The organism is Rhizobium sp. FKL33, from assembly GCF_005222915.1.
Classification (GTDB): domain Bacteria; phylum Pseudomonadota; class Alphaproteobacteria; order Rhizobiales; family Rhizobiaceae; genus Rhizobium_E.
Map to the genome: position 1 here is coordinate 1 of NZ_STFX01000017.1, position 20,234 is coordinate 20,234.

Below are 20,234 nucleotides of genomic sequence, written 5' to 3' on the forward strand. Positions count from 1 at the left end.
CGCCCCGAGACCCGCGACAGTTGGCTTTGCCACTGCCGCTGAGCTGAACCGGACAGCAGTGGGACAGGCCCGAGCATGACGGCGGAGAGGTTGGAAGGATAACGTCGAGGAGCGGCGAGACGAACGCAAAAGTCTGAAGATGAGCTTCTATTTGTGAAACTGCAATAACAGCGTGGCCGCCATGTCAGCGAGCGACAATGAGCGCTATCAAGATCACGAAATCAGAGAAAGTGGCGCACCCGAAGAGATTCGAACTCCTGACCCCCAGATTCGTAGTCTGGTGCTCTATCCAGCTGAGCTACGGGTGCTTGCCCCAGCGCCGTGTGTGTCCGGCGGTGTGCGGCTCTACTACTGCGGGGCTTTTGGGATTGCAAGCGTCTTTTTCAAAAAAATGCAATAAAAGCGGGGAGTGGGTGCGCGGGCGGCGGGCGAAAAAGGGCTCAAAGCCCTGCGCGATGCGGGATTTCCACCCGGAAGAGGCAGCCGGGATCGGGCTTTTCCACAAGCGCGATCATCCCGCCATGGGCGAGCGCGATGTCGCGGGCGATGACGAGGCCGAGGCCTGCGCCGCCGGCGCGGGTGGAGCCGCGGAAGGCGGAGAACAGGTGGTCGCGGGCTTTGGCCGGCATGCCCGGGCCGTTGTCGTCGATGTCGAGCCGCAGCCGATCGCCGACGATGGAGGCCAGAACACGAATCTGCTTTTCCGCTGCGTCATGAGGTTCGAGCGCCTGCATCGAGTTGCGGCAGAGATTGTAGATCACCCGGAACATCTGTTCGGGATCGGCCTCGATTTCGAGCGAAGGCTCGATGTCGCTTGCGAAGCGGATCGGCCCGTCCACGGTCAGGCCGAGGATTTCGCCGACATCGTCGACGAGGGGGGCAAGCGCAAAGCGGGAGATCTGGGGAGCGGCCTCGCTCGCCCGGCCGTAAGCGAGCACGTCGGAGGAATAGCTGATGGCGCGGCCGAGCGTGCGCACCAGTTTCGCCGACAGGCCGCGGCCGACGGGATCGCCGAGTTCCGCCAGGCGATCCGACATCAGCTGCGCCGAAGACAGGATGTTGCGCATGTCGTGATTGATCTTGGAGACGGCTAGGCCGAGATCGGCGAGGTTCTTCTGCTGTTTGAGCGTGCGCTGCAATTCCGTCTGCATGGCGGCGAGATGGCGGGCGGCGACGGAAAGCTCGTCGCGCCCCTCGGGCGGGGTCATGATCGCGCCGGGATTGCCGGGATCGGCGGCGAAACCCTGCATGCTCGCCGTCATCCGGCCGATCGGCCGGATCAGGATGCGGTTGATGGTGAAGAAGATCAGCGCCGCCGTGGTCAGCGAGATGACGATCGAGAAGAACAGGATTTCGCGGCAATAGACCAGCATGGCCTGCCGCAGCGCCCGGTCGCTCATCACCAGTTCGATCTCCATGCCCGATGCGCCGATGGGGCCGCGGACGCTGAACACCTGGCCGCCGCCCCAGGCCAGCGTTTCGAAGGCGTCATAGGCGTCCGCGAAAAAGTTCTTCGTCGAGAGGTCATATTGCGCATTCACCGCCGGCGGCACTTCCGACACCACGATCATCCGGGTCAGCTCTTCCTTGTGGAGCGCGATCGCCTTGGTGCCGGTGGCCATCAGCGTCGAATCTTCGAGCGAGCGCGGCAGCTTGATGTCGGGCAGGCCGTCGATGACGATGGCGGCGGCGGCGGCGGTGTTCAGCCGGTCTCTCAGCCAAGACAGCCGCATGTCGGTGACCGAGGGCACGAAGATCATGATTTCGGCCAGCATCACGAAAATGACGGTGAGGATGAGGATGCGGGTGGAAAGTCGCGCAGCGGGCGGGGTCTCCGCGGCCGCATCGAATGCAAGGCTGCGGACGGGGGCCTGTGCGGTCATTCCATCCCGGGCCAATCGCCGCTCCGTCGCTTCGCGTTTTCGTTCGGGGCCATTAGGCCTTCCGTGTTCCCGCCCATCATGTAGAGGTCTGGGCGGAATGCGCAAGCCCGCCGGCCCCTCGAAAGTCGGTGGAGCGGTTGACTTCCTTGGCGTCTCTCCCTATAAGCCCGGCCACGTTCGGGACGCCCGCGTCCGCGCAAGCGGCCGAGGCGTATCCGTGCGACATCCAAAAAACACGCTCATCAAGAAGGGCCGCACTCCGCGGTAATTAAATAAATGGCAACAAAGCGTACCTACCAGCCGTCCAAGCTCGTTCGCAAGCGTCGTCACGGCTTCCGCGCTCGTATCGCAACCAAGGGCGGCCGCAAGGTCATCAGCGCTCGCCGCGCTCGCGGCCGTAAGGTCCTGTCCGCTTAATCAGCGGCAGGCCTGAAGGACCGATGACGAACCGAAAAGATGTTCGCACTGCCGGTCGGCTGAAGAGCCGGCCGGAATTTTTGCGTGCGCGCGAGGGCGAGAGGCGCAAGGGCCGTTTCTTCATCGTCGAGGTCCTGGACCGGAAATGCCCAGAAGACGCGCCGCGCGTCGGCTTCACCGTCACCAAGAAGCAGGGCAATTCGGTGGAGCGCAACCGCATCCGCCGGCGCCTCAGGGAAGCGGTGCGACTGAAGGCGCAGTTTGCAATGCAGCCGGGACACGACTATGTGATTGTGGCCCATCGGGAGGCGATGTCCGCCTCCTTCGATGATTTGAGCAAAACCCTTATCGCGCGCATCTCCAGCCGGCAGGACAAGAAGAGCCGGCCACCGGGAAAGAGTGATGGAAAACAACCGTAATTATTATCTCGCGATCGTTCTGTCCGTCCTGATCGTCTTCGCCTGGCAGTTCTTCTACATGGGTCCGAAGATGGAAGCCCAGCAGAAGATCGAGGAGCAGCGCCAGGCCGAACTCGCCAAAGAGCAGAAGGCCAATCCGGCCGCGGCGCAGACGCCCGCGCTCGACCAGTCGGGCCAGCCCATTCCGGGCGCCAACGGCCAGGCCGTGGCGGTGGTGACGCGCGAACAGGCGCTCTCCCAGACCAGCCGCATCGTCATCGACACGCCCGCGCTGACCGGCTCGATCAGCCTGGCCGGCGCCCGTTTCGACGACCTCCGGCTCAAGAATTATCGCGAGACGATCGACAAGGACAGCCCGATCATCACGCTTTTGAGCCCCGGCAACACCAAGGACGGCTATTTCGTCGAACTCGGTTTCCTCGGCGCGCAGAACCTGCCGGGCATGACCACGAACTGGACCGTGGAAGGCAACAATCGCCTGACCCAGACCACGCCGGTGACGCTCACCTACACCAATCCCGAAGGCGTGACCTTCACCCGCAAGATCTCGGTCGACGAAAAATACATGTTCCAGATCGAGGACAGCGTGAAGAACGGCTCGGCCGCGGCTCTGTCGCTGACCCCTTACGGTCGCGTCGTCCGCTACAATCAGCCTACCCACGCCTCGGCCTGGGTTCTGCATGAAGGCTATGTCGGCGTCATGGACGGCAGCCTGAAGGAAGAAACCTTCGGCAACGCCACCAGCGAAGCCGCCAAATTCGAAGCGCCGCAGGGCGGCTGGTTCGGCATCACCGACAAATACTGGGCCGCCACCATCGTGCCCCAGAAGAATTCCGCCTTCACCTCGCAATTCTCTCACGTGGAGACCGGCCAGCCGCTGTATCAAGCGGATTACCGCGAAAACGCCGCCACCAGCGTGGCTGCGGGCGAGACCAAGAGCTTCTCGACCATGGTGTTCGCCGGCGCCAAGCAGGTGCCCGTCATCGAGGGCTATGAGAAGACCTACGGCATCCAGGACTTCAACAAGCTGATCGACTGGGGCTGGTTCTATTTCTTCACCAAGCCCATGTTCTACCTGATGGACTGGTTGTTCCATTACTTCGGCAATTTCGGCCTCGCCATTCTCGGCACGACCGTCATCGTCAAGCTGATCTTCTTCCCGATCGCCAACCGGCAATACGCCTCGATGGCCAAGATGAAGACGCTGCAGCCGAAGATGGAGGAGCTGAAGGCCAAGCATGGCGACGACCGCATGGCGCTGCAGCAGGCGATGATGCAGCTCTACAAGGAAGAGAAGGTCAATCCGGTGGCCGGCTGCTGGCCGGTGCTGCTGCAGATCCCGGTGTTCTTCGCGCTCTACAAGGTCATCTATGTGACGATCGAAATGCGGCACGCGCCGTTCTTCGGCTGGATACAGGACCTGTCGGCGCCGGATCCGACCACGATCTTCAACCTGTTCGGCCTGATCCCCTGGACGCCTCCGCATGCGCTGATGCTCGGCGTCTGGCCGATCATCATGGGCATCACCATGTTCGTGCAGATGCGGATGAACCCGACGCCGCCAGATCCGACCCAGGCGATGATCTTCAACTGGATGCCGCTGATCTTCACCTTCATGCTCGGTTCGTTCCCCGCCGGCCTCGTCATCTACTGGGCCTGGAACAACACGCTGTCGGTGCTGCAGCAGGGCATCATCATGAAGCGCCACGGCGCCAAGATCGAGCTGTTCGACAATCTCAAGGGACTGTTCAAGCGAAAGCCATCATCGGCGTGAATGCGTCTTGAAAAGAATTGATCGATCGCAAATGTCGCAACCGGGGCTTCGCCCCGGTTGCTTTCGTTTATGCTGGGCTTAAACGGGCGAAGGGCAGGGACGACGAATGGACAAGAACATGGCGACTGCGCCGGTCGCGCAAGAGGGAACGGGCGCGCTGCTGGTGTTTCTGTCGGCCGTGGCCTGGAGTTTCGGCGGCGCGCTCGCCCGCTATCTCGATATCGCCGACAGCTGGACCGTGGTGTTCTGGCGCGGCCTGTTCGCCGGGCTGTTCCTGCTGGGCTTTCTGCTCTTGCGCGACGGCCCGCTGAAGACGCTGTCGCTCTATCGCAATATGGGCGTTCCCGGACTGCTGGTCGCTTTCGGCTTCGCCGTGGCCTCGTCCTGCTTCGTCATCGCCATCTCCTACACCACGGTCGCCAATGTCGTGCTGATTCAGGCCGGCGTACCGCTGTTTGCAGCGCTGATCGCCTGGATCCTGTTTCGCGAACGCGTTACCTTCGCCACCTGGCTCGCCATTGTCGCGGTGATCGCCGGCGTTGCGATCATGGTTGCCGGCGGCCCGCTGCTCGCCGTGCTGGCGGGGGATGAGGCGCAAGGCGCGGGCGCCGGCGCCGGCGCAGATTATCCCATGGCCTGGTTCGGCAATCTCCTGGCGCTGGCCATCGCCATCGTTTTCGCCATGACAACTGTCGTCACCCGGCGCTTTCCCAATGTCCGGCAGACGCCGGGCGCAAGCCTCGGCTGTTTTGCGGCCTGCGCCTTTGCCGCCACGCAGGCCTCGGGCTTTGCGGTGACGCCGGGCGAATTCGGGGTGCTTTTCGTGTTCGGCGCGCTCAATCTGGGTCTCGGCATGGCGTTGTTCGTCACCGGCGCACGGCTGATCCCCTCGGCTTTCGCCGCGCTTTTGGGGACTGCCGAAACCATGCTCGGCCCGGTCTGGGTGGCGATCTTCCATGGCGAAGTGCCTGGGCCGGAAACCGTGGTCGGCGGCCTGATCATCCTGGCGGCGCTGATCTTCTACCTTTCGAAAGCGCTGAAACGGCAGGCTCCGGCGCCGGCGATCGCCGCCAAGCCTTGACTTATGCGGGGAATAGCCCAAAAGGCGTGGTTTAGCCGCAAGACAGGATAGAACCATGGCCGACACGCAAGCCGACAAACTCAGCCGCATCTTCACGCGGCCCTGGGTGTTTATTCGCGGCGTGCCGGCGATGAAGTTCCTGCCGCCGGAAGGCCCTGGCGAAATCGCCTTCGCCGGCCGTTCCAATGTCGGCAAATCCTCGCTGATCAATGCGCTTGTCGGCCAGAGCGGGCTTGCCCGCACCTCCAATACGCCCGGCCGCACCCAGGAGCTCAATTATTTCGTGCCGGACGGCTATACGGGCGAAGCGGGCGACCTGCCGCCCTGCGCCATGGTCGACATGCCGGGCTATGGCTACGCCCAGGCGCCCAAGGCGCAGGTGGACGCCTGGACCAAGCTGGTCTTCGATTACCTGCGCGGCCGCACCACGCTCAAGCGCGTCTATGTGCTGATCGACAGCCGCCACGGCATCAAGAAGAATGACGAGGACGTGTTGAAGCTCCTCGATCTCGCCGCCGTCTCCTATCAGGTCGTGCTCACCAAGACCGACAAGATCAAGGCGGGCGAACTCGAGCAGCTCAAACTCGACACGCTCGCACAGCTCGCCAAGCATCCGGCCTCCTATCCGGAAATCCTCGCGACCTCCTCGGAAAAGGGCGTCGGCGTGGACGAAATGCGGGCGGCGATCCTGCATCTCCTGTCTCTCGGCTGATAAGCGCAAAAAAGCCGCCCGGGAGGCTCGGGCGGCAAGAAGGCGGGTCCGGGTTGCGCGAGACCCAAAGGGGAGGACCCGCGCGCGACTGCTCGGGCTTTAGCCCTTCGGCAGCAGCACCTTGTCGATCACGTGAATGACGCCGTTCTTCTGTTTGACGTCGGCGATGGTGACGGTGGCGGTGCCGCCGGTCTCGTCGGTCAGCTGGATCTTGCCGCCCATTTCAGTGGCCTTCAGCGTGCAGCCGCCCACGGTTTTGACGTCGTGGGAGCCGCCGTCATCCTTGATCATCTTGTCGATCGCAGCGGACAGGGCGTCTGCCGCAACCACATGGCAGGTCAGCACCTTGACGAGCTGATCCGTGTTCTCGGGCTTCAGCAGCGTGTCGACCGTGCCGGCCGGCAGCGCGGCGAAGGCTTCGTTGGTGGGGGCGAAGACGGTGAAGGGGCCCGCGCCGTTCAGCGTGTCGACCAGGCCGGCGGCCTTGACGGCGGCGACCAGCGTGGTGTGATCCTTGGAGTTGACGGCGTTTTCGACAATCGTCTTGTTGTCATACATCGGCGCGCCGCCGACTTCCGGGTTGGAAGAGGCATAGGCCACGGCGCCCGCTCCGATCACGGCGGAGAGGAGGGCGGCAGTGCGAAACGTGGTCTTGAGCATGGATCTTTCCTTCCTGTTGAACATCACGCCGGACGTCCCGCCGGCGTCATCCCTCATTGGGGGACACTGCGAACTACGGAAGGGAGAAAAATGAGTTTCAGCGGTGGGGAGATTTTTTTATGTCGCCTTCGATCGCTACCCAGACGGGCTGCGACAACGCCGATTATAGCGTCACCGCGCGTCCTGCCGCAATCACCGGTCCCGTCGGTTTGCCGTCCGGTGAGCCGCCGAGCGGTTCCACCGTGATGGCGATGGTGCGGCCGGCGGTGAAATTGGCGCGCAGCGAGGTCGGGATGACGATGTCGCCGCGGCCGGTTTCCGGCAGAACGCCGACCGAAAGCGGCGGCTTGCCGTCCTCGATCACCCAGACTTCGAGCGATTTCGGTCCGTCCTGACGCAGCGCCGCCGGGATGACGCTGAGGCGGCCGGTGCCGAAGTCATAGGTGGCGACGAGGTTGAAGCCGTTCTTTTCGCTCGCCAGTTCCGCCACCAGCGGGCGGGCGGGCTGCCCAATCCCGAGCGGCGGCAGACGATGGGCGACGCCGAGCCAGCCAGCGGCGACTACGCCCGCAACGGCGAGGCCGCGCCAGAGGAGCAGCGAATTCCAGATGCGCGCGAAACGGCCCTGTCCATTGGCGTCTTCCGCCTCGAACAATTGCGCCTCGATGCGGCGGAACACATGCGAGGGCGGCGCTTCCGCCTCGTAATCGTCATTGAAATCGGCGAGATTGGTCTGCCAGCGGCGCACCTGCATGGCGAATTTCGGATCGATGGCCATGCGGGCTTCGACGCGCTTGCGATCGGCTTCCGACAGGACGCCGAGCACATATTCGCCCGAGATGATCTCATCCCGGCTGCGGTCCCAATCCTGCGGCTTGTCGCTCATTGCCCGAGGCACTCTCTCAATTTCAGCAGGCTGCGGCGCAGCCAGGTTCGCATCGTATTTAGCGGCACTCTATAATGATCCGCCAATTCCTGATAGCTTCGACCTTCGACATAGGCTTTGCGGACGGCGTCTCTCCTATCCGATTCGAGGGTCTGCATGCATCTCTGAATTCTCATCCCTTCGCTTCTCAAAAGCGCCAGTTTCTCCGGGTCCGGATCGGGGCCCGCCAGGTCATAGGCTTCGTCGATCGAACTCGCCTCCGGTCGCCGCGCCCTCAGCGCGTCGATCGCGTGATTGCGCGCCACGGCGGCGAGCCAGGTTTCAGCGGAGCCGGCCTCGCGGTTGAAGCGGTCGGCGCGGCGCCAGACCTTGACGAACACCTCCTGCAAAGCATCCTCGGCTTCCTGCCTGTTTTTGAGGATACGGAGGAGGATCCCGAAAAGTTTCGGGCCGCTTGCGTCATAGAGCGCGGAAAACGCCTTGCGGTCGCCAAGGGCGACCCGGCCGAGCAATCCGTTCAGATCATGCATCATCTCGTCCATTCGATGGTGAGCAGGATGCGCCTCCCCCGCGCGACGCCTGACGAAATTACGGCTTCATGGTCGGCGCGGATCATTCCATCTGTCACGAAGTTGGGCTAAAGAGGCTCGATTTCAGTCCATGCGAGGCCTTTCATGTCCTACACCGAAAGCGAGATCCAGGCGCGGCTCCTGGCCCAGGCGTTGCCCTTCATGCAGCGTTACGAGAACAAGACCATCGTGGTGAAATATGGCGGCCACGCCATGGGCAATCCGGAACTGGGCAAGGCCTTCGCCGCCGATATCGCGCTTCTGAAGCAATCCGGCGTCAATCCGATCGTCGTGCATGGCGGCGGACCGCAGATCGGCGCCATGCTCGCCAAGATGGGCATCGAATCCCGCTTCGAGAATGGTTTGCGCGTCACCGACCAGAAGACGGTCGAGATCGTCGAGATGGTGCTGGCCGGCTCGATCAACAAGGAGATCGTCGCGCTGATCAACCAGACCGGCGAATGGGCGATCGGGCTCTGCGGCAAGGACGGCAACATGGTCTTCGCCGAAAAGGCGCAGAAGAAGGTCAAGGACCCCGACAGCAATATCGAGCGCATTCTCGACCTCGGCTTCGTCGGCGAAGTCGTCGAAGTCGACCGCACCCTGCTCGACCTGCTCGCCCGCTCCGAGATGATCCCGGTCATCGCGCCCGTGGCGCCGGGCCGCGACGGCGCGACCTACAACATCAACGCCGACACATTCGCCGGCGCCATCGCCGGCGCGCTAAGCGCCTCGCGCCTCTTGTTCCTGACGGACGTTCCGGGCGTGCTCGACAAGAACGGCAATCTGATCAAGGAATTGTCGGTCGCCGAAGCGTATGCGCTGATCGCCGACGGCACGATTTCCGGCGGTATGATCCCCAAGGTCGAGACCTGCATCGAGGCCATCCAGGCCGGCGTGCAGGGCGTGGTCATCCTCAATGGCAAGACGGCGCATTCCGTGCTGCTCGAACTGTTCACTGAAACCGGCGCCGGCACGCTGCTGGTTCCCTGATCAGCCTCGCTTCAGCCATTTCCGATATCCAGCGGCGGATTTCGCCGCTGGAGATTATCCGATGAGGCCCTTTCTTCTCGCTGTTGGCCTGATGGCCGCCTTGGTCGCGACGCCTGTCGAGGCTGCCAAGCGCATCCGCTTTTCCGGCTATGATTTCACCATCAAGGTTGGCGCGGGCCTCGGCCCTGGTCCCAATCGCTGGGCCGCAAGCCAGGTGAAGGTCGACGGCCAGGGGCGGCTGCATCTGCATTTTTCAAAGAATGCCGAGGGCCGCTGGACGGCCGGAGAGGTCCAGAGCGTCAGTCGCCTCGGCTTCGGAACCTATGAAATGGAGTTTGAAGGCGATATCGGCGGCCAGGACAAGAATGTCGTCTTCGGCTTCTTCAATTATCCCGCCGCCGATGTCGGCCCCGACACCACCAACGAGATCGACGTGGAATTCGCCCGCTGGGCCGACCGCGCCAACAAGCCGCTCAACTTTACGGTCTGGCCCGCCAAGGACGCGCTCAACCAGACAGGAAAGGCCTTTGCATGGCCGCGCGGCGTCACCCGCAGCCGCCACACATTTGTCTGGAGTCGAAAGTCAGTGGACTACAAGTCTGAACTCCTGAGCAGCAACGGCGACATCCTGAAAACAGTCAAATGGCGCTATGCTCCCACTGATTTCAAGGATCGCATCGGCTCCCAGCCCATGTCGATCTTCTTCAATCTCTGGGGTTTCCGTGGCAAAACGCCGAGTGACGGCAAACCCGTCGAAGCAATCATCACCAAATTCAAGTTCACGCCCGAAAAGTAAGGACTTGTCACAAGATGACGCTGGCTCGTTCAGCCTGAGGCTCGACGCCGAAACGCGCCCGGCGCCTTGCCGGTGTTCTTCTTGAACGCCCGGGTAAAGGCGGCCTGCGAGGAAAAGCAGCAGGTCTGAGCGATCTCGGCGAGAGAAAGAGACTCGTCGCCCAGCATCGTCTTGGCGAATTCCAGCCGCCGGGCGCCGATATAGTCGCTGGGAGCCTCGCCCAACGCCGCCTTGAAGGCGCGGGCGAAATGCGACCGGCTGAGGCAGGCGATCTCGGCCAATTCGCTTACAGTCAGATTTTCAAACAGATGGGCTTCGACATAATCGATCACGCGCCTCATGCGGCGATGATCGAGCGCCGGAGCCTGCTTTTCCGGCCGGATCGAGCCCAGATAGGCGTCGCAATAGCGGCTGCGCAAATGGGTGCCGAGCGCGATCGCCAGTTGTTCGACCAGCAGCGATCCCCCGGAGCTTTCCTCACGAAGCTCGGAGGCGATCCGAAAACAGATCTGCCGAATGAGTTCGTCGTCCACGTCCGCGGCGTAGGCCAGCCGCTTGAGCGCCGAGCCGCCATCTTCGTCCGGGGTGACATCGGGCAAATAGAGGTGGAACACCAGAGGAAGATCCTCGGTGAGCACGATCTCCTCCTCGCGCACGCCGGCCGGGCAGAGCCAGATCGTGCCGCTGCGGGCGGTGGAGCTTTGTGGCCGGCTGTCGCCGCGACGGTGGACCCTGCCGCTTCTCGCGCCGTCGACGGCGAAGGTGATCTCGGTCTGTTGCGCGCAGAAATCGGGGATCTGTCCTTTGGGGTGGCGGCGCAGTTCGGCGGCGATATTGCTCCAGCCCCGCCCCTTCGAGGTGGCCAGCAATCCTGCCTGAGGAAATTTCCGGCTGCCGTGATCGTAAAGCCTGTCCATGACGCCCGTCCGTTCCCCGCTTCGCTCATCCGGCTATTATTGATCCTAGCATATCGGACGAATGCAGCACATGGCGTAAAAAATTCGGCACATCGAGGAAAGACGGCAAGGTGGGAAATGGCGAAATTCGCACCCTCTTCGCCCTCACGTCCAGCATCCTGCTCCTGAGCGCGGGCGAAGCCGCAGACCTGACAGGAGAGGTTCCATGGATTCGCACGTTTCGCTGCATGTCTATTCGATATTGCTGTCAGCCGCCGAGACGATCGGCAACGATGACGAAAAGGCTGTCTCGCTCATCCGGGAAGCCAAGAGATTGCTGGAGCTTCGTTCAGGCGACAGGCGCGCCGCATCCGCGCAAGACGCCGCGGTTGGCTTGGCGAGATGGCAAATGAAGAAGATCGACCTCTATCTCGAGCGTCATCTCGCCCAGACGATCGCGGTGGGGGATCTCGCCGCCGAAGTCGGTCTCTGCGTCAGCCATTTTTCGCGGCTGTTCCGGGCGACCTATGGCGTCTCGCCCTATCGCCATGTGCTCATGCGCCGGGTGGAGGCCGCCAAGCGCCGTTTGCAGCTGTCGAATGCCACGCTCTCGGAGATCGCGCTTGGTTGCGGCTTGTCCGACCAGGCGCATTTCACCCGCGTCTTCCGCCGCTTTACCGGCGTCACCCCGTCGGATTGGCGACGACACAGCCGCAACCATTAGCCTCCCCAGACTCATGGTGTCTGCCAAGCGCCCGGCGCGCTTCACTCAACGGCGACGGGGCCGCCATGGCCGTGCCGGCCTTGCGGGGCCGGCTTGAGGAGAAGGGCGAGAAGCGCGACGACGCAATAGCAGGCGGTGTTGTAGAGCACGGCGGTGGACAGCGCGGTGCGATAGGCGGCGTGCTGGTCGGCTGCGCCGGCCAGGCTTGCCCCGAGCGCGGCGAAGAAGATCTGCGAGATGATCGCAACGCCGAAGGCCCCGCCGATCTGCTGGATCGATTGCAGCGCGCCTGAGCCCGAGCCGGCGTCTTTCGGCGGCACGCCGGCAAGCGCCGTCTGGAACAAGGGCGAGATGGCGAGGCCCGTTCCCAGGCCGCCCAGCGCGAGCGGCAGGATAAACCGCGCCTGATCCAACGTGTCCCCCAGCGTTCCCACGGTCTGCCTGAGCAGGATCATCGCGCAGATCAGCGATGTCGCGCCGAAGATGATGCGGCTGCGGGCGAACTTGCCGCCGGAGCGGCCGGAAATCACCGAAGCGACCAGCACGCCGACCGGGAAGGGAATGGTGGTGACCCCCGACGCCAGGGGATCGAGTCCATAGCCGCTCTGCAGAAAGACAGCGAGAATGAAGAAGAAGCCGGGCAGGGCGGAGAAGAACACCATCGCGCCCACGGAGGCGGCGATGAAGTTGCGGTTGCGCAACAGGCCGAGCGGCACGAGTTCGGCGGCGCCGGCCGCATTCTGCCGCCGTTCCCACCAGACGAAGGCGCCGGCGAGCGGAATGGCGAGCGCCATCACGACGAAGATCCAGGACGGCCAGCCGAAGCCGCGTCCCTCGATCAACGGGAAGATCAGGCAGAGGATGGCCGCACCCGCAAGCGCGATGCCGCCCCAGTCGTTGCGGAGGCCGGGATTGCCGGGGATCGTCGGGATGATTTTCGCCCCGGCCCAGAGCGCCAGCGCCCCGATGGGGAGGTTGATGAGGAAGATCGGCCGCCAGCCGAGACCGAAGAGATCGGCATGGATCAGCGAGCCGCCGGCCACCGGACCGGCGACGGAGGCGAGACCAGCGGTGAGCCCGAACAAAGAGAAGGCCATGGCCCGCTCCTTCGGCGGAAACATCACCTGGGCGATCGCCAGCACCTGCGGCGTCATCACGGCGCCGCCGACGCCCTGGATGATGCGGGCCCCGATCAGCATCTCGATATTGGCGGCCATGCCGCAAAGCGCAGAGGCGAGCGTAAAGCCGCCGACGCCGAGCATGAACATGCGCTTCTTGCCGATGATGTCGCCATAGCGGCCGAACGGCAGCAGGCCGAGGGCGAAAGACAGGATATAGCCTGCCACCACCCATTCGATGCCGCTTTCCGTCGCGCCGAGATCGGCGCGCATGCTGGGCAGCGCCACATTGACGATGGTGACGTCGATCATGTTCATGAAGCTGGCGATCAGCAACACGCCCATCGCCGCCCAGCGGCGGTCATGGGCGCGTGTCTCAGCAGGGCCGGCGGGGCCGGGTCGTGTGGCGTCAGTCATGGCGGGAATCCTCTCCTCTGCGCCGGGACAAGACAGGGGAAAGCGCGCGAGGTCAAGGCTGCGCATCCGGCCATCGGCGCGAAAGCCTCGCACAGTCGCAAGCGTCTACAACAGCGCCAGCACACTCTCACGGCGGCGGTCATGGACTATAAGCTGACGGAATCGGCAACCTATCTGACCAGCCTGCTGGCCAGGGCGTTTTCGCGCTCGCTGCAGGAGCGGGCCGCGGCGCTCGGCTTCTCGCCCGGCCAGTTCCCGGTGCTCTGCGCGCTCTGGGAGGAGGATGGGCTGACCCAGAGGCAGATCCTCGATCGGCTGGCGATCGAGCAGGCGACGCTCGCCAACACGCTGCAACGCATGGAGCGGGACGGCCTGATCCGCAGGCAGGCGCATCCGAGCGACCGGCGCGCCACGCAGAATTTCCTGACCGACCGGGCCAGGGAGATGGAGACGGAGGCGATCGACGCCGCGCTCGCCGCCGACGCCGATCTCTTCAAGGGGTTCCGCCGCTTCGAAAAGGAATTGATGCTCGAATATATGCGCTGGGCGCTGGCGAATTCCGACAGATCGTGATCCCGGCGCATCTCCCTCCGGGAACGACGGCGACGGCGGGGCGTTCTCCTCAAAACGAAGGAGACATCCATGGCCGTCACCAAAACCGCAACCCCAGCCGGCGTCGGCGCCGCCCAGACCGAGCGCGATCCGGGTCTCGGCGCGCCTGTCGACGTTGCGGCCAGGGGCGATGAAAACGACAAGCGCTTGGGCGGGCCGATCGCCAATGGCGCATCGGACAAGAACGCCCATCAGCGACGCACCGGCGGAAGCGCCAATGACCCGATGGCGGCTATGAACAGGATGCGCCGCGTCTCGAGACTGGATCCTATCCGGAGCCGCTTGACGAACTGGCGCGCGTGAATTTCGAAGCGAAGCGGGATGACGGAAAAGACCGTGAAGCGCCGGATTTGCGCGGTGGCGATCAACCGGTGATGCGGTCTGAACGCGAGATCCGAATCAAGAACGAGGCGCTGGAGTCCCGGCGCAAAGTCTAGCCGGGTTCTGATGAAGATCCGCGTGCGGATGAGGCGACGCGCCGGCGCCGTCCTCAGTTCATGAATTCGAAATAGCTGCTTTCGATGGCGTTGCGCGAGGCGGAAGCCAGTGCTTCGTCGTCGGACTGGCGGTTTTCCTGGGCCGCCCAGAGCGCATTGGCGAGACTGGCGCTGAGCACGGCGTTGCTGCCGGTCAGGGCGTTGTCGCGGCGGTCGATTTTCTGCGTGAGCGTTTCGGTCGACACGTCCTGCTGCGGGGTCAGTTCATAGGCGCGCGGCGCTCGGCCGTATCCGCCGACATTCGTGTTGATTTCCATAGTTCAGGCCCACCTTAAATCGTTAACCGATGTTAACTTTCGAGGCTTGCACGGAGCTTGCGCCGGACAATTGGGAGTTTTGCCGCGTCGCCACAAACGCGATCCCGCGCGGGACCGCATGGTTCATGCCCAGCGCTGGCGCGCTGGCTGGACCTTATGGTGATAAACCGGGAAAAGGGGGGCGGACAAAGGCTCGGAGAGGGGGAAGGAGCCTTTGTCCGTCAATGCCTGGCAGGGGCGGGGGACGAGCCATTCAACCAGGCGGCGGGCGTTCGTCATGAGCGCCACGCGACTGATTTGTGGTTCGAATTGCGGCTTTTCAAGGAACGCGTCGATTACAAATCGGTAACCTTGTCGTGAGGCGGTCGTGAGCGCCGGAGGACCGTGATCAGGGGTAGATCACGCCCTTGCGCAGGATGATATTGCCATAGAGCCGCGGCTCCGACGTCTGCACGATCGTATGGGCCTGACGGACGCGCTCGTAGAAATCCTGCGGCGGAAGCGGCGCGACCGTCCGCTCCGGCTCCCATTTGGCGCAAGTCTCGATCATCTCGGCGTGAACGGGATCGACGGCGTCGAGATCGCCGCGCACGGTGGCGCGGAATATGCCGCAGTCGACGAAATCATCGACGGGCATCAGCGAGAGAATGGCGTCGAGAATGCGGATGACCCCGTGACCATCGGCCCTGACCAGCCGGCGGGCATGTTCCAGTCCGGGATAGTTGCCGTCTACGAGCGCGATTTCGTCGCCATGCCCCATGGCGCGCAGGGTCGACAGCAGATCGGGACTCAATACGGGGTCGACGCCTTTGAGCATCAGGCCAGCTCCTTGAACAATACGCTTTGATCGATGTGGTAACGGGAAAACAGCGGCAGGCTGGCGGCGCCGATGGCGCGGGCGGAGGCCCCCACCAGACCCGCCTCGATCACCGGGGCGGCGATGCCCTGGAGATTGACGCGCGCCATCGCCTTGCGGGTGGCTTCGACGATCCTGCCTTTCACCGAGGGGCTGAAGCCGCCGTCGATGATGACGGCTTCGAAATCGATGACAGAGCAGACCGAGGCCGCCGCGAAGGCCAGCGCCTCGCCTGTTTCGTCGATCCATTCGCCTTCGATCGCGCCGAAATCGTCCCAGCGGTCCGGCTCGAGCCAGATGGAGGAGGGATCGCGGCCGGCCCGCACGAGCTTTCGCTCGAGCTGGATGATCGAGGCGTGGTCGATCAACTGGTCGGTGTCGGCGTCCTCGGCGCGAAACGGCATCGAGCCGAAGGCGCCGGCATTGCCGGTCCGGCCGGGATAGAGCGCATGATTGAGCGCCACGCCGCCGCCGATGAAGGTGCCGATGAAGAAATAGGCGAAATCCGCGTAGCGCGGCCCATGGCCGAAGGCGAGTTCCGCCGCACAGGCGGCGGTCGCGTCATTCTGCACCACCACCGGCAGATCCAGGGCTTCGCCGAGAAGTTCCGCGACATCTGTGTTGCGCCAGGCGTCCATATCCGCCTTGGGCGCGCCGAGCGCTTCGACCCAGTTCCACAATTCGAAAGGCAGGGCCACGCCGAGACCGGACACCTTGCGCCATAGGCTGTCCGAGAGTTCGCCCCGGATGCTGGCCACCGATCTTTTGACGAAATCGACGATCTGCCCGGGCGTCGGATAGCGATAGGCTTCGCTGCGGCGCATGCGCACCGCGCCGATGAAGTCCATCAGGATCAGTTCGCAACTGCGCCGACCGACTTTCAGGCCCAGCGAAAACACCCCGTCGGCGTTCAGGCTCATCGGAATCGAGGGCTGGCCGACGCGACCGCGCTGCGGCAGGCCGCGGCTCAGCAGGCCATCCTTTTCGAGCGCGCGCATGATCACCGACACCGTCTGCGCGGACAGGCCGGTGCGGCGGGCGATCTCCGCCTTCGACAAGCTGCCGTGACGACGCACCAGCGATAACACGAGACGTTCATTATAGGCGCGGACGCGGGTCTGGTTGGCGCCGCCCATAGGGTCGACGACAGACGCTTCCGCCGTCCGTTGTTCGGTCAGATTCATATCCGCCATGCCCTTTCTCCTCCCGGGCGTGACTATAACAAGTGCTCCGGACGATGCCACATCTAATAAATAAATCAACTCGATTTATTAATTGACACCGCTTTTGTTTGGTGATTATCTGATGCTCGGCGGTCGCACGAAGCGGGAGGAGCTTTGGGTCGTACCCGATAGTGCGGCGCTCGAAAAGGGCGTCGGATAGTCCGGCGCCGGAGGTCAATTTCCTTGGGAGGAAATCATGAAGTCATCCATTCTTGCCGCAGCTTTCGGCGCCCTCGCGCTCGGCGTCGCCTTCTCGGGTTCCGCGCAGGCTGCCGACGTGTCTGCGTGCCTCATCACCAAGACTGACACAAATCCATTCTTCGTCAAGATGAAGGAAGGCGCTGAAGCCAAGGCCAAGGAACTCGGCGTGACGCTGAAGGCCTATGCCGGCAAGGTCGACGGCGATTCCGAAAGCCAGGTCGCCGCCATCGAAACCTGCATCGCCGATGGCGCGAAGGGCATCCTGATCGCCGCGTCCGACACCAAGGGCATCGTTCCGGCCGTGAAGAAGGCGCGTGACGCAGGCCTGCTCGTCATCGCGCTCGACACGCCGCTCGAGCCGATCGACGCCGCAGACTCCACCTTCGCCACCGACAACCTTCTCGCTGGCAAGCTGATCGGTCAGTGGGCCGCCGCCACCCTCGGCGACGCCGCCAAGGACGCCAAGGTCGCCTTCCTCGATCTCACCCCGTCGCAGCCCTCCGTCGACGTCATGCGCGACCAGGGCTTCATGATCGGCTTCGGCATCGACCCGAAGGACCCGAACAAGATCGGCGACGAAGACGATCCGCGCATCGTCGGCCATGACGTGACCAACGGCAATGAAGAAGGCGGCCGCACCGCCATGGAAAACCTTCTCCAGAAGGATCCTGAAATCAATGTCGTTCACACCATCAACGAGCCGGCCGCCGCTGGCGCCTATGAAGCCCTCAAGGCTGTGGGCCGCGAGAAGGACGTGCTGATCGTGTCCGTCGACGGCGGTTGCCCGGGCGTGAAGAATGTGCAGGACGGCGTCATCGGCGCGACCTCGCAGCAGTACCCGCTGATGATGGCGGCGCTCGGCGTGGAAGCCATCAAGAAGTTCGCCGAAACTGGTGAGAAGCCGAAGCCGACCGAAGGCAAGAACTTCTTCGACACCGGCGTGGCTCTGGTGACCGACAAGCCGGCCGCCGGCGTCGAATCGATCGACGTCAAGACCGGCATGGAAAAGTGCTGGGGTTGATCTGAACATCGACGGTCCGGGCTCTGCGCCCGGACCGTCTCTATGAAAGACTGTTTTGTCCTCGATCAGGCGGACCTTGCGGGCATTGACGCTCGCATGCGAGGCGAAACAGGATTGGAGCCGCGCCGCAAGGCGGGGTTCTCCCGAACCGGATGCGAACGACGCCGGTCGGCAAGCCCTCAGGGCGCGCAGTGAAAAACCGCGACGACATCCGGCCGCAGCCGGAAAACGCGCGCAACCAGAACAATGGGAGGAAGGAAGATGAGTGAGCCTCGCGCTGTCTCACAGCCGTCTCAGGAATTCGAAAAAGTCCTGTCGCAAAGCTCGACGCAGCTTGCGAGTTTCGACACGCATGACAAGACGCCGCTACAGAAACTGCAGCATTTCCTGCATTCCAGCCCGGCCGCTGTGCCGCTGATCGTGCTGGTGTTGTCGCTCGCCATTTTCGGCGCGATCCTCGGCGGCAAGTTTTTCTCGGCCTTCTCGCTCACCCTCATTCTCCAGCAGGTCGCCATTGTCGGCATCGTCGGCGCGGCTCAGACACTGGTGATCCTCACCGCCGGCATCGACCTCTCGGTCGGCGCGATCATGGTCCTGTCCTCCGTGGTCATGGGCCAGTTCACCTTCCGCTACGGCTTGCCGCCGACTTTCGCCGTGATCTGTGGTCTCGCGGTCGGCGCGGCCTGCGGCTTCATCAACGGCCTGCTCGTCTCGCGCATGAAACTGCCGCCGTTCATCGTGACGCTCGGCATGTGGCAGATCGTGCTCGCCTCCAACTTCCTTTATTCGGCCAATGAGACGATCCGCGGCCAGGATATCGAGCAGAATGCCCCGATCCTGCAGTTCTTCGGCGAAAACATCCGCATCGGCGGCGCTGTGTTCACCTATGGCGTCATCGCCATGGTGCTGCTGACCGGGCTGCTGTGGTATGTGCTCAACCGCACCGCCTGGGGCCGCCATCTCTACGCCGTGGGCGACGACCCCGATGCGGCCGAACTCGCCGGCGTCAACGTCAAGCGCATGCTGACGACCGTCTACACCTTGTCGGGTCTCATCTGCGCCTTCGCGGGCTGGGCTCTCATCGGCCGCATCGGCTCGGTGTCGCCGACCGCCGGCCAGTTCGCGAATATCGAATCCATCACTGCGGTGGTGATCGGCGGCATCTCGCTGTTCGGCGGGCGCGGTTCGATCCTGGGCATGCTGTTCGGCGGCCTGATCGTCGGCGTCTTCTCGCTGGGCCTGCGCCTGATCGGCACCGACCCGCAATGGACCTATCTCCTCATCGGCGTGTTGATCATCACCGCCGTTGCGATCGACCAGTGGATCAGAAAGGTGGCTGGCTGATGTCTCGCGAACCCATTCTCACCGCACGCGGCCTCATCAAGCGCTATGGCAAGGTGACCGCTCTCGACAGCGCTGATTTCGATCTCTATCCGGGCGAAATCCTGGCGGTCATCGGCGACAACGGCGCCGGCAAGTCCTCGCTGATCAAGGCGCTTTCGGGCGCCGTGACCCCCGATGACGGCGAGATCCGTCTGGATGGCCAGCCTGTTCGTTTCCGCTCGCCGATCGAGGCGCGCAAGGCCGGCATCGAGACCGTCTATCAGAACCTCGCTCTGTCGCCGGCGCTGTCCATCGCCGACAACATGTTCCTCGGCCGCGAGATCCGCAAGCAGGGTCCGCTCGGCTCGGTGTTCCGCATGCTCGACCGCAAGGCGATGGAAAAGGTGGCGCGCGACAAGCTCTCCGAGCTCGGCCTGCTGACCATCCAGAACATCAACCAGGCGGTGGAAACGCTCTCGGGCGGCCAGCGCCAGGGCGTGGCCGTGGCCCGCGCCGCAGCCTTCGGCTCCAAGGTGATCATTCTCGACGAACCGACGGCTGCGCTCGGCGTCAAGGAATCGCGCCGCGTGCTGGACCTGATCCAGGATGTGAAGGCGCGCGGCCTGCCGATCGTGCTCATCTCGCACAACATGCCGCATGTCTTCGAAGTGGCGGACCGCATCCATGTCCACCGCCTCGGCAAGCGCCTCTGCGTGATCAATCCAAAAGACTACACCATGTCGGACGCCGTGGCCTTCATGACCGGCGCGAAAGCGCCGCCGGAAGCCGCGTTGGCCGCCTGATTTCCTTCCAAGGACTTTTTGAACGCCCGCCTCCACAGCGGGCGTTTCTTTTTGTCCGCCGAACTTCTCGCGGTCTCAGGCGTTGCGCGCTCTGCG

22 protein-coding genes and 1 tRNA gene are annotated in these 20,234 nt (G+C 63.5%); 13 read left to right on the forward strand and 10 right to left on the reverse strand.

The annotated features are described in order from the left end of the window. Nucleotides 1-231: 231 nt before the first annotated feature. Together E8Q41_RS10045 and E8Q41_RS10050 are read right to left on the reverse strand one after the other, a co-directional pair. Nucleotides 232-308, reverse strand: a tRNA-Arg gene (locus E8Q41_RS10045). A gap of 132 nt (nucleotides 309-440) precedes the next feature. Then, nucleotides 441-1,883 (reverse strand): HAMP domain-containing sensor histidine kinase, encoded by a 1,443-nt coding sequence (locus E8Q41_RS10050; RefSeq protein ID WP_137155405.1) that lies wholly within the window; start codon nucleotides 1,881-1,883, stop codon nucleotides 441-443. Between the two features lie 276 nt (nucleotides 1,884-2,159). On the opposite strand from E8Q41_RS10050, the gene rpmH reads away from it, so the two are divergent. The 5 genes from rpmH to yihA all read left to right on the forward strand — a co-directional run bounded on the left by rpmH (nucleotide 2,160) and on the right by yihA (nucleotide 6,286). Next, nucleotides 2,160-2,300, forward strand: a complete 141-nt coding sequence (gene rpmH, locus E8Q41_RS10055; RefSeq protein ID WP_137155406.1) for a 50S ribosomal protein L34 — start codon at nucleotides 2,160-2,162, stop codon at nucleotides 2,298-2,300. Nucleotides 2,301-2,323: 23 nt separating this feature from the next. Next, the gene (gene rnpA / locus E8Q41_RS10060) at nucleotides 2,324-2,719 is read left to right on the forward strand and encodes a ribonuclease P protein component (protein WP_137155407.1); all 396 of its coding nucleotides are present in this window, start codon (nucleotides 2,324-2,326) and stop codon (nucleotides 2,717-2,719) included. After that, nucleotides 2,703-4,493 carry a membrane protein insertase YidC gene (gene yidC, locus E8Q41_RS10065; RefSeq protein WP_137155408.1) on the forward strand — a complete coding sequence of 597 codons (1,791 nt, stop codon included), beginning with the start codon at nucleotides 2,703-2,705 and terminating at the stop codon, nucleotides 4,491-4,493. The genes rnpA and yidC overlap by 17 nt, the downstream gene beginning before the upstream one ends. A gap of 118 nt (nucleotides 4,494-4,611) precedes the next feature. Then, the gene (locus E8Q41_RS10070; RefSeq protein ID WP_137155409.1) at nucleotides 4,612-5,574 is read left to right on the forward strand and encodes a DMT family transporter; all 963 of its coding nucleotides are present in this window, start codon (nucleotides 4,612-4,614) and stop codon (nucleotides 5,572-5,574) included. A 55-nt stretch (nucleotides 5,575-5,629) separates the two neighbouring features. After that, a complete protein-coding gene (gene yihA / locus E8Q41_RS10075; protein ID WP_137155410.1) occupies nucleotides 5,630-6,286 on the forward strand; it encodes a ribosome biogenesis GTP-binding protein YihA/YsxC in 657 nt (218 codons plus the stop codon). A 99-nt stretch (nucleotides 6,287-6,385) separates the two neighbouring features. Here the strand turns inward: yihA and E8Q41_RS10080 are convergent, their stop codons facing one another. The 3 genes from E8Q41_RS10080 to E8Q41_RS10090 all read right to left on the reverse strand — a co-directional run bounded on the left by E8Q41_RS10080 (nucleotide 6,386) and on the right by E8Q41_RS10090 (nucleotide 8,362). Continuing rightward, nucleotides 6,386-6,946 (reverse strand): fasciclin domain-containing protein, encoded by a 561-nt coding sequence (locus E8Q41_RS10080; RefSeq protein WP_137155411.1) that lies wholly within the window; start codon nucleotides 6,944-6,946, stop codon nucleotides 6,386-6,388. Nucleotides 6,947-7,109: 163 nt separating this feature from the next. Then, on the reverse strand, nucleotides 7,110-7,832 hold the full coding sequence (locus E8Q41_RS10085; protein ID WP_137155412.1) for an anti-sigma factor: 723 nt from the start codon (nucleotides 7,830-7,832) through the stop codon (nucleotides 7,110-7,112). Next, nucleotides 7,829-8,362, reverse strand: a complete 534-nt coding sequence (locus tag E8Q41_RS10090) for a sigma-70 family RNA polymerase sigma factor (protein ID WP_137155413.1) — start codon at nucleotides 8,360-8,362, stop codon at nucleotides 7,829-7,831. Before E8Q41_RS10090 ends, E8Q41_RS10085 begins: the two co-directional genes overlap by 4 nt. A 144-nt stretch (nucleotides 8,363-8,506) precedes the next feature. On the opposite strand from E8Q41_RS10090, the gene argB reads away from it, so the two are divergent. Both argB and E8Q41_RS10100 read left to right on the forward strand, forming a co-directional pair. After that, the gene (gene argB / locus E8Q41_RS10095; protein ID WP_137155414.1) at nucleotides 8,507-9,394 is read left to right on the forward strand and encodes an acetylglutamate kinase; all 888 of its coding nucleotides are present in this window, start codon (nucleotides 8,507-8,509) and stop codon (nucleotides 9,392-9,394) included. Between the two features lie 61 nt (nucleotides 9,395-9,455). Next, a complete protein-coding gene (locus E8Q41_RS10100) occupies nucleotides 9,456-10,190 on the forward strand; it encodes a glycoside hydrolase family 16 protein (RefSeq protein ID WP_137155415.1) in 735 nt (244 codons plus the stop codon). A gap of 29 nt (nucleotides 10,191-10,219) precedes the next feature. Here the strand turns inward: E8Q41_RS10100 and E8Q41_RS10105 are convergent, their stop codons facing one another. Further along, on the reverse strand, nucleotides 10,220-11,107 hold the full coding sequence (locus E8Q41_RS10105; RefSeq protein WP_137155416.1) for an AraC family transcriptional regulator: 888 nt from the start codon (nucleotides 11,105-11,107) through the stop codon (nucleotides 10,220-10,222). A 205-nt stretch (nucleotides 11,108-11,312) separates the two neighbouring features. Between E8Q41_RS10105 and E8Q41_RS10110 the strand changes: the two genes are divergently transcribed. After that, on the forward strand, nucleotides 11,313-11,810 hold the full coding sequence (locus E8Q41_RS10110) for an AraC family transcriptional regulator (protein WP_137155417.1): 498 nt from the start codon (nucleotides 11,313-11,315) through the stop codon (nucleotides 11,808-11,810). Between the two features lie 41 nt (nucleotides 11,811-11,851). Here the strand turns inward: E8Q41_RS10110 and E8Q41_RS10115 are convergent, their stop codons facing one another. After that, the gene (locus tag E8Q41_RS10115; protein ID WP_246660151.1) at nucleotides 11,852-13,345 is read right to left on the reverse strand and encodes an MFS transporter; all 1,494 of its coding nucleotides are present in this window, start codon (nucleotides 13,343-13,345) and stop codon (nucleotides 11,852-11,854) included. A 141-nt stretch (nucleotides 13,346-13,486) separates the two neighbouring features. On the opposite strand from E8Q41_RS10115, the gene E8Q41_RS10120 reads away from it, so the two are divergent. Further along, on the forward strand, nucleotides 13,487-13,918 hold the full coding sequence (locus E8Q41_RS10120; RefSeq protein ID WP_137155418.1) for a MarR family transcriptional regulator: 432 nt from the start codon (nucleotides 13,487-13,489) through the stop codon (nucleotides 13,916-13,918). A 69-nt stretch (nucleotides 13,919-13,987) separates the two neighbouring features. Then, nucleotides 13,988-14,260, forward strand: a complete 273-nt coding sequence (locus tag E8Q41_RS10125; protein ID WP_137155419.1) for a hypothetical protein — start codon at nucleotides 13,988-13,990, stop codon at nucleotides 14,258-14,260. A 187-nt stretch (nucleotides 14,261-14,447) separates the two neighbouring features. Here the strand turns inward: E8Q41_RS10125 and E8Q41_RS10130 are convergent, their stop codons facing one another. The 3 genes from E8Q41_RS10130 to E8Q41_RS10140 all read right to left on the reverse strand — a co-directional run bounded on the left by E8Q41_RS10130 (nucleotide 14,448) and on the right by E8Q41_RS10140 (nucleotide 16,751). Further along, on the reverse strand, nucleotides 14,448-14,711 hold the full coding sequence (locus tag E8Q41_RS10130; RefSeq protein ID WP_137155420.1) for a hypothetical protein: 264 nt from the start codon (nucleotides 14,709-14,711) through the stop codon (nucleotides 14,448-14,450). A gap of 388 nt (nucleotides 14,712-15,099) precedes the next feature. After that, nucleotides 15,100-15,528: an RbsD/FucU domain-containing protein gene (locus E8Q41_RS10135; RefSeq protein ID WP_137155421.1), complete on the reverse strand. Its 429-nt coding sequence runs from the start codon at nucleotides 15,526-15,528 to the stop codon at nucleotides 15,100-15,102. After that, nucleotides 15,528-16,751, reverse strand: coding sequence for an ROK family transcriptional regulator (locus E8Q41_RS10140; RefSeq protein WP_137155503.1), 1,224 nt, complete (start codon nucleotides 16,749-16,751; stop codon nucleotides 15,528-15,530). The genes E8Q41_RS10135 and E8Q41_RS10140 overlap by 1 nt, the downstream gene beginning before the upstream one ends. 235 nt (nucleotides 16,752-16,986) lie before the next feature. Between E8Q41_RS10140 and E8Q41_RS10145 the strand changes: the two genes are divergently transcribed. The 3 genes from E8Q41_RS10145 to E8Q41_RS10155 all read left to right on the forward strand — a co-directional run bounded on the left by E8Q41_RS10145 (nucleotide 16,987) and on the right by E8Q41_RS10155 (nucleotide 20,138). Then, on the forward strand, nucleotides 16,987-18,012 hold the full coding sequence (locus E8Q41_RS10145; RefSeq protein WP_137155422.1) for a sugar ABC transporter substrate-binding protein: 1,026 nt from the start codon (nucleotides 16,987-16,989) through the stop codon (nucleotides 18,010-18,012). A gap of 261 nt (nucleotides 18,013-18,273) precedes the next feature. Then, a complete protein-coding gene (locus E8Q41_RS10150) occupies nucleotides 18,274-19,356 on the forward strand; it encodes an ABC transporter permease (protein WP_137155423.1) in 1,083 nt (360 codons plus the stop codon). Further along, nucleotides 19,356-20,138 (forward strand): ATP-binding cassette domain-containing protein, encoded by a 783-nt coding sequence (locus E8Q41_RS10155; RefSeq protein ID WP_137155424.1) that lies wholly within the window; start codon nucleotides 19,356-19,358, stop codon nucleotides 20,136-20,138. The genes E8Q41_RS10150 and E8Q41_RS10155 overlap by 1 nt, the downstream gene beginning before the upstream one ends. Nucleotides 20,139-20,234: the final 96 nt, after the last annotated feature.

Bases quoted from the DNA above. Each gene is read 5' to 3' on its own strand.
- E8Q41_RS10050 (WP_137155405.1), bottom strand. From the start codon at position 1,883: ATGACCGCACAGGCCCCCGTCCGCAGCCTTGCATTCGATGCGGCCGCG.
- rpmH (WP_137155406.1), top strand. From the start codon at position 2,160: ATGGCAACAAAGCGTACCTACCAGCCGTCCAAGCTCGTTCGCAAGCGT.
- rnpA (WP_137155407.1), top strand. From the start codon at position 2,324: ATGACGAACCGAAAAGATGTTCGCACTGCCGGTCGGCTGAAGAGCCGG.
- yidC (WP_137155408.1), top strand. From the start codon at position 2,703: ATGGAAAACAACCGTAATTATTATCTCGCGATCGTTCTGTCCGTCCTG.
- E8Q41_RS10070 (WP_137155409.1), top strand. From the start codon at position 4,612: ATGGCGACTGCGCCGGTCGCGCAAGAGGGAACGGGCGCGCTGCTGGTG.
- yihA (WP_137155410.1), top strand. From the start codon at position 5,630: ATGGCCGACACGCAAGCCGACAAACTCAGCCGCATCTTCACGCGGCCC.
- E8Q41_RS10080 (WP_137155411.1), bottom strand. From the start codon at position 6,946: ATGCTCAAGACCACGTTTCGCACTGCCGCCCTCCTCTCCGCCGTGATC.
- E8Q41_RS10085 (WP_137155412.1), bottom strand. From the start codon at position 7,832: ATGAGCGACAAGCCGCAGGATTGGGACCGCAGCCGGGATGAGATCATC.
- E8Q41_RS10090 (WP_137155413.1), bottom strand. From the start codon at position 8,362: ATGCATGATCTGAACGGATTGCTCGGCCGGGTCGCCCTTGGCGACCGC.
- argB (WP_137155414.1), top strand. From the start codon at position 8,507: ATGTCCTACACCGAAAGCGAGATCCAGGCGCGGCTCCTGGCCCAGGCG.
- E8Q41_RS10100 (WP_137155415.1), top strand. From the start codon at position 9,456: ATGAGGCCCTTTCTTCTCGCTGTTGGCCTGATGGCCGCCTTGGTCGCG.
- E8Q41_RS10105 (WP_137155416.1), bottom strand. From the start codon at position 11,107: ATGGACAGGCTTTACGATCACGGCAGCCGGAAATTTCCTCAGGCAGGA.
- E8Q41_RS10110 (WP_137155417.1), top strand. From the start codon at position 11,313: ATGGATTCGCACGTTTCGCTGCATGTCTATTCGATATTGCTGTCAGCC.
- E8Q41_RS10115 (WP_246660151.1), bottom strand. From the start codon at position 13,345: ATGACTGACGCCACACGACCCGGCCCCGCCGGCCCTGCTGAGACACGC.
- E8Q41_RS10120 (WP_137155418.1), top strand. From the start codon at position 13,487: ATGGACTATAAGCTGACGGAATCGGCAACCTATCTGACCAGCCTGCTG.
- E8Q41_RS10125 (WP_137155419.1), top strand. From the start codon at position 13,988: ATGGCCGTCACCAAAACCGCAACCCCAGCCGGCGTCGGCGCCGCCCAG.
- E8Q41_RS10130 (WP_137155420.1), bottom strand. From the start codon at position 14,711: ATGGAAATCAACACGAATGTCGGCGGATACGGCCGAGCGCCGCGCGCC.
- E8Q41_RS10135 (WP_137155421.1), bottom strand. From the start codon at position 15,528: ATGCTCAAAGGCGTCGACCCCGTATTGAGTCCCGATCTGCTGTCGACC.
- E8Q41_RS10140 (WP_137155503.1), bottom strand. From the start codon at position 16,751: ATGAATCTGACCGAACAACGGACGGCGGAAGCGTCTGTCGTCGACCCT.
- E8Q41_RS10145 (WP_137155422.1), top strand. From the start codon at position 16,987: ATGAAGTCATCCATTCTTGCCGCAGCTTTCGGCGCCCTCGCGCTCGGC.
- E8Q41_RS10150 (WP_137155423.1), top strand. From the start codon at position 18,274: ATGAGTGAGCCTCGCGCTGTCTCACAGCCGTCTCAGGAATTCGAAAAA.
- E8Q41_RS10155 (WP_137155424.1), top strand. From the start codon at position 19,356: ATGTCTCGCGAACCCATTCTCACCGCACGCGGCCTCATCAAGCGCTAT.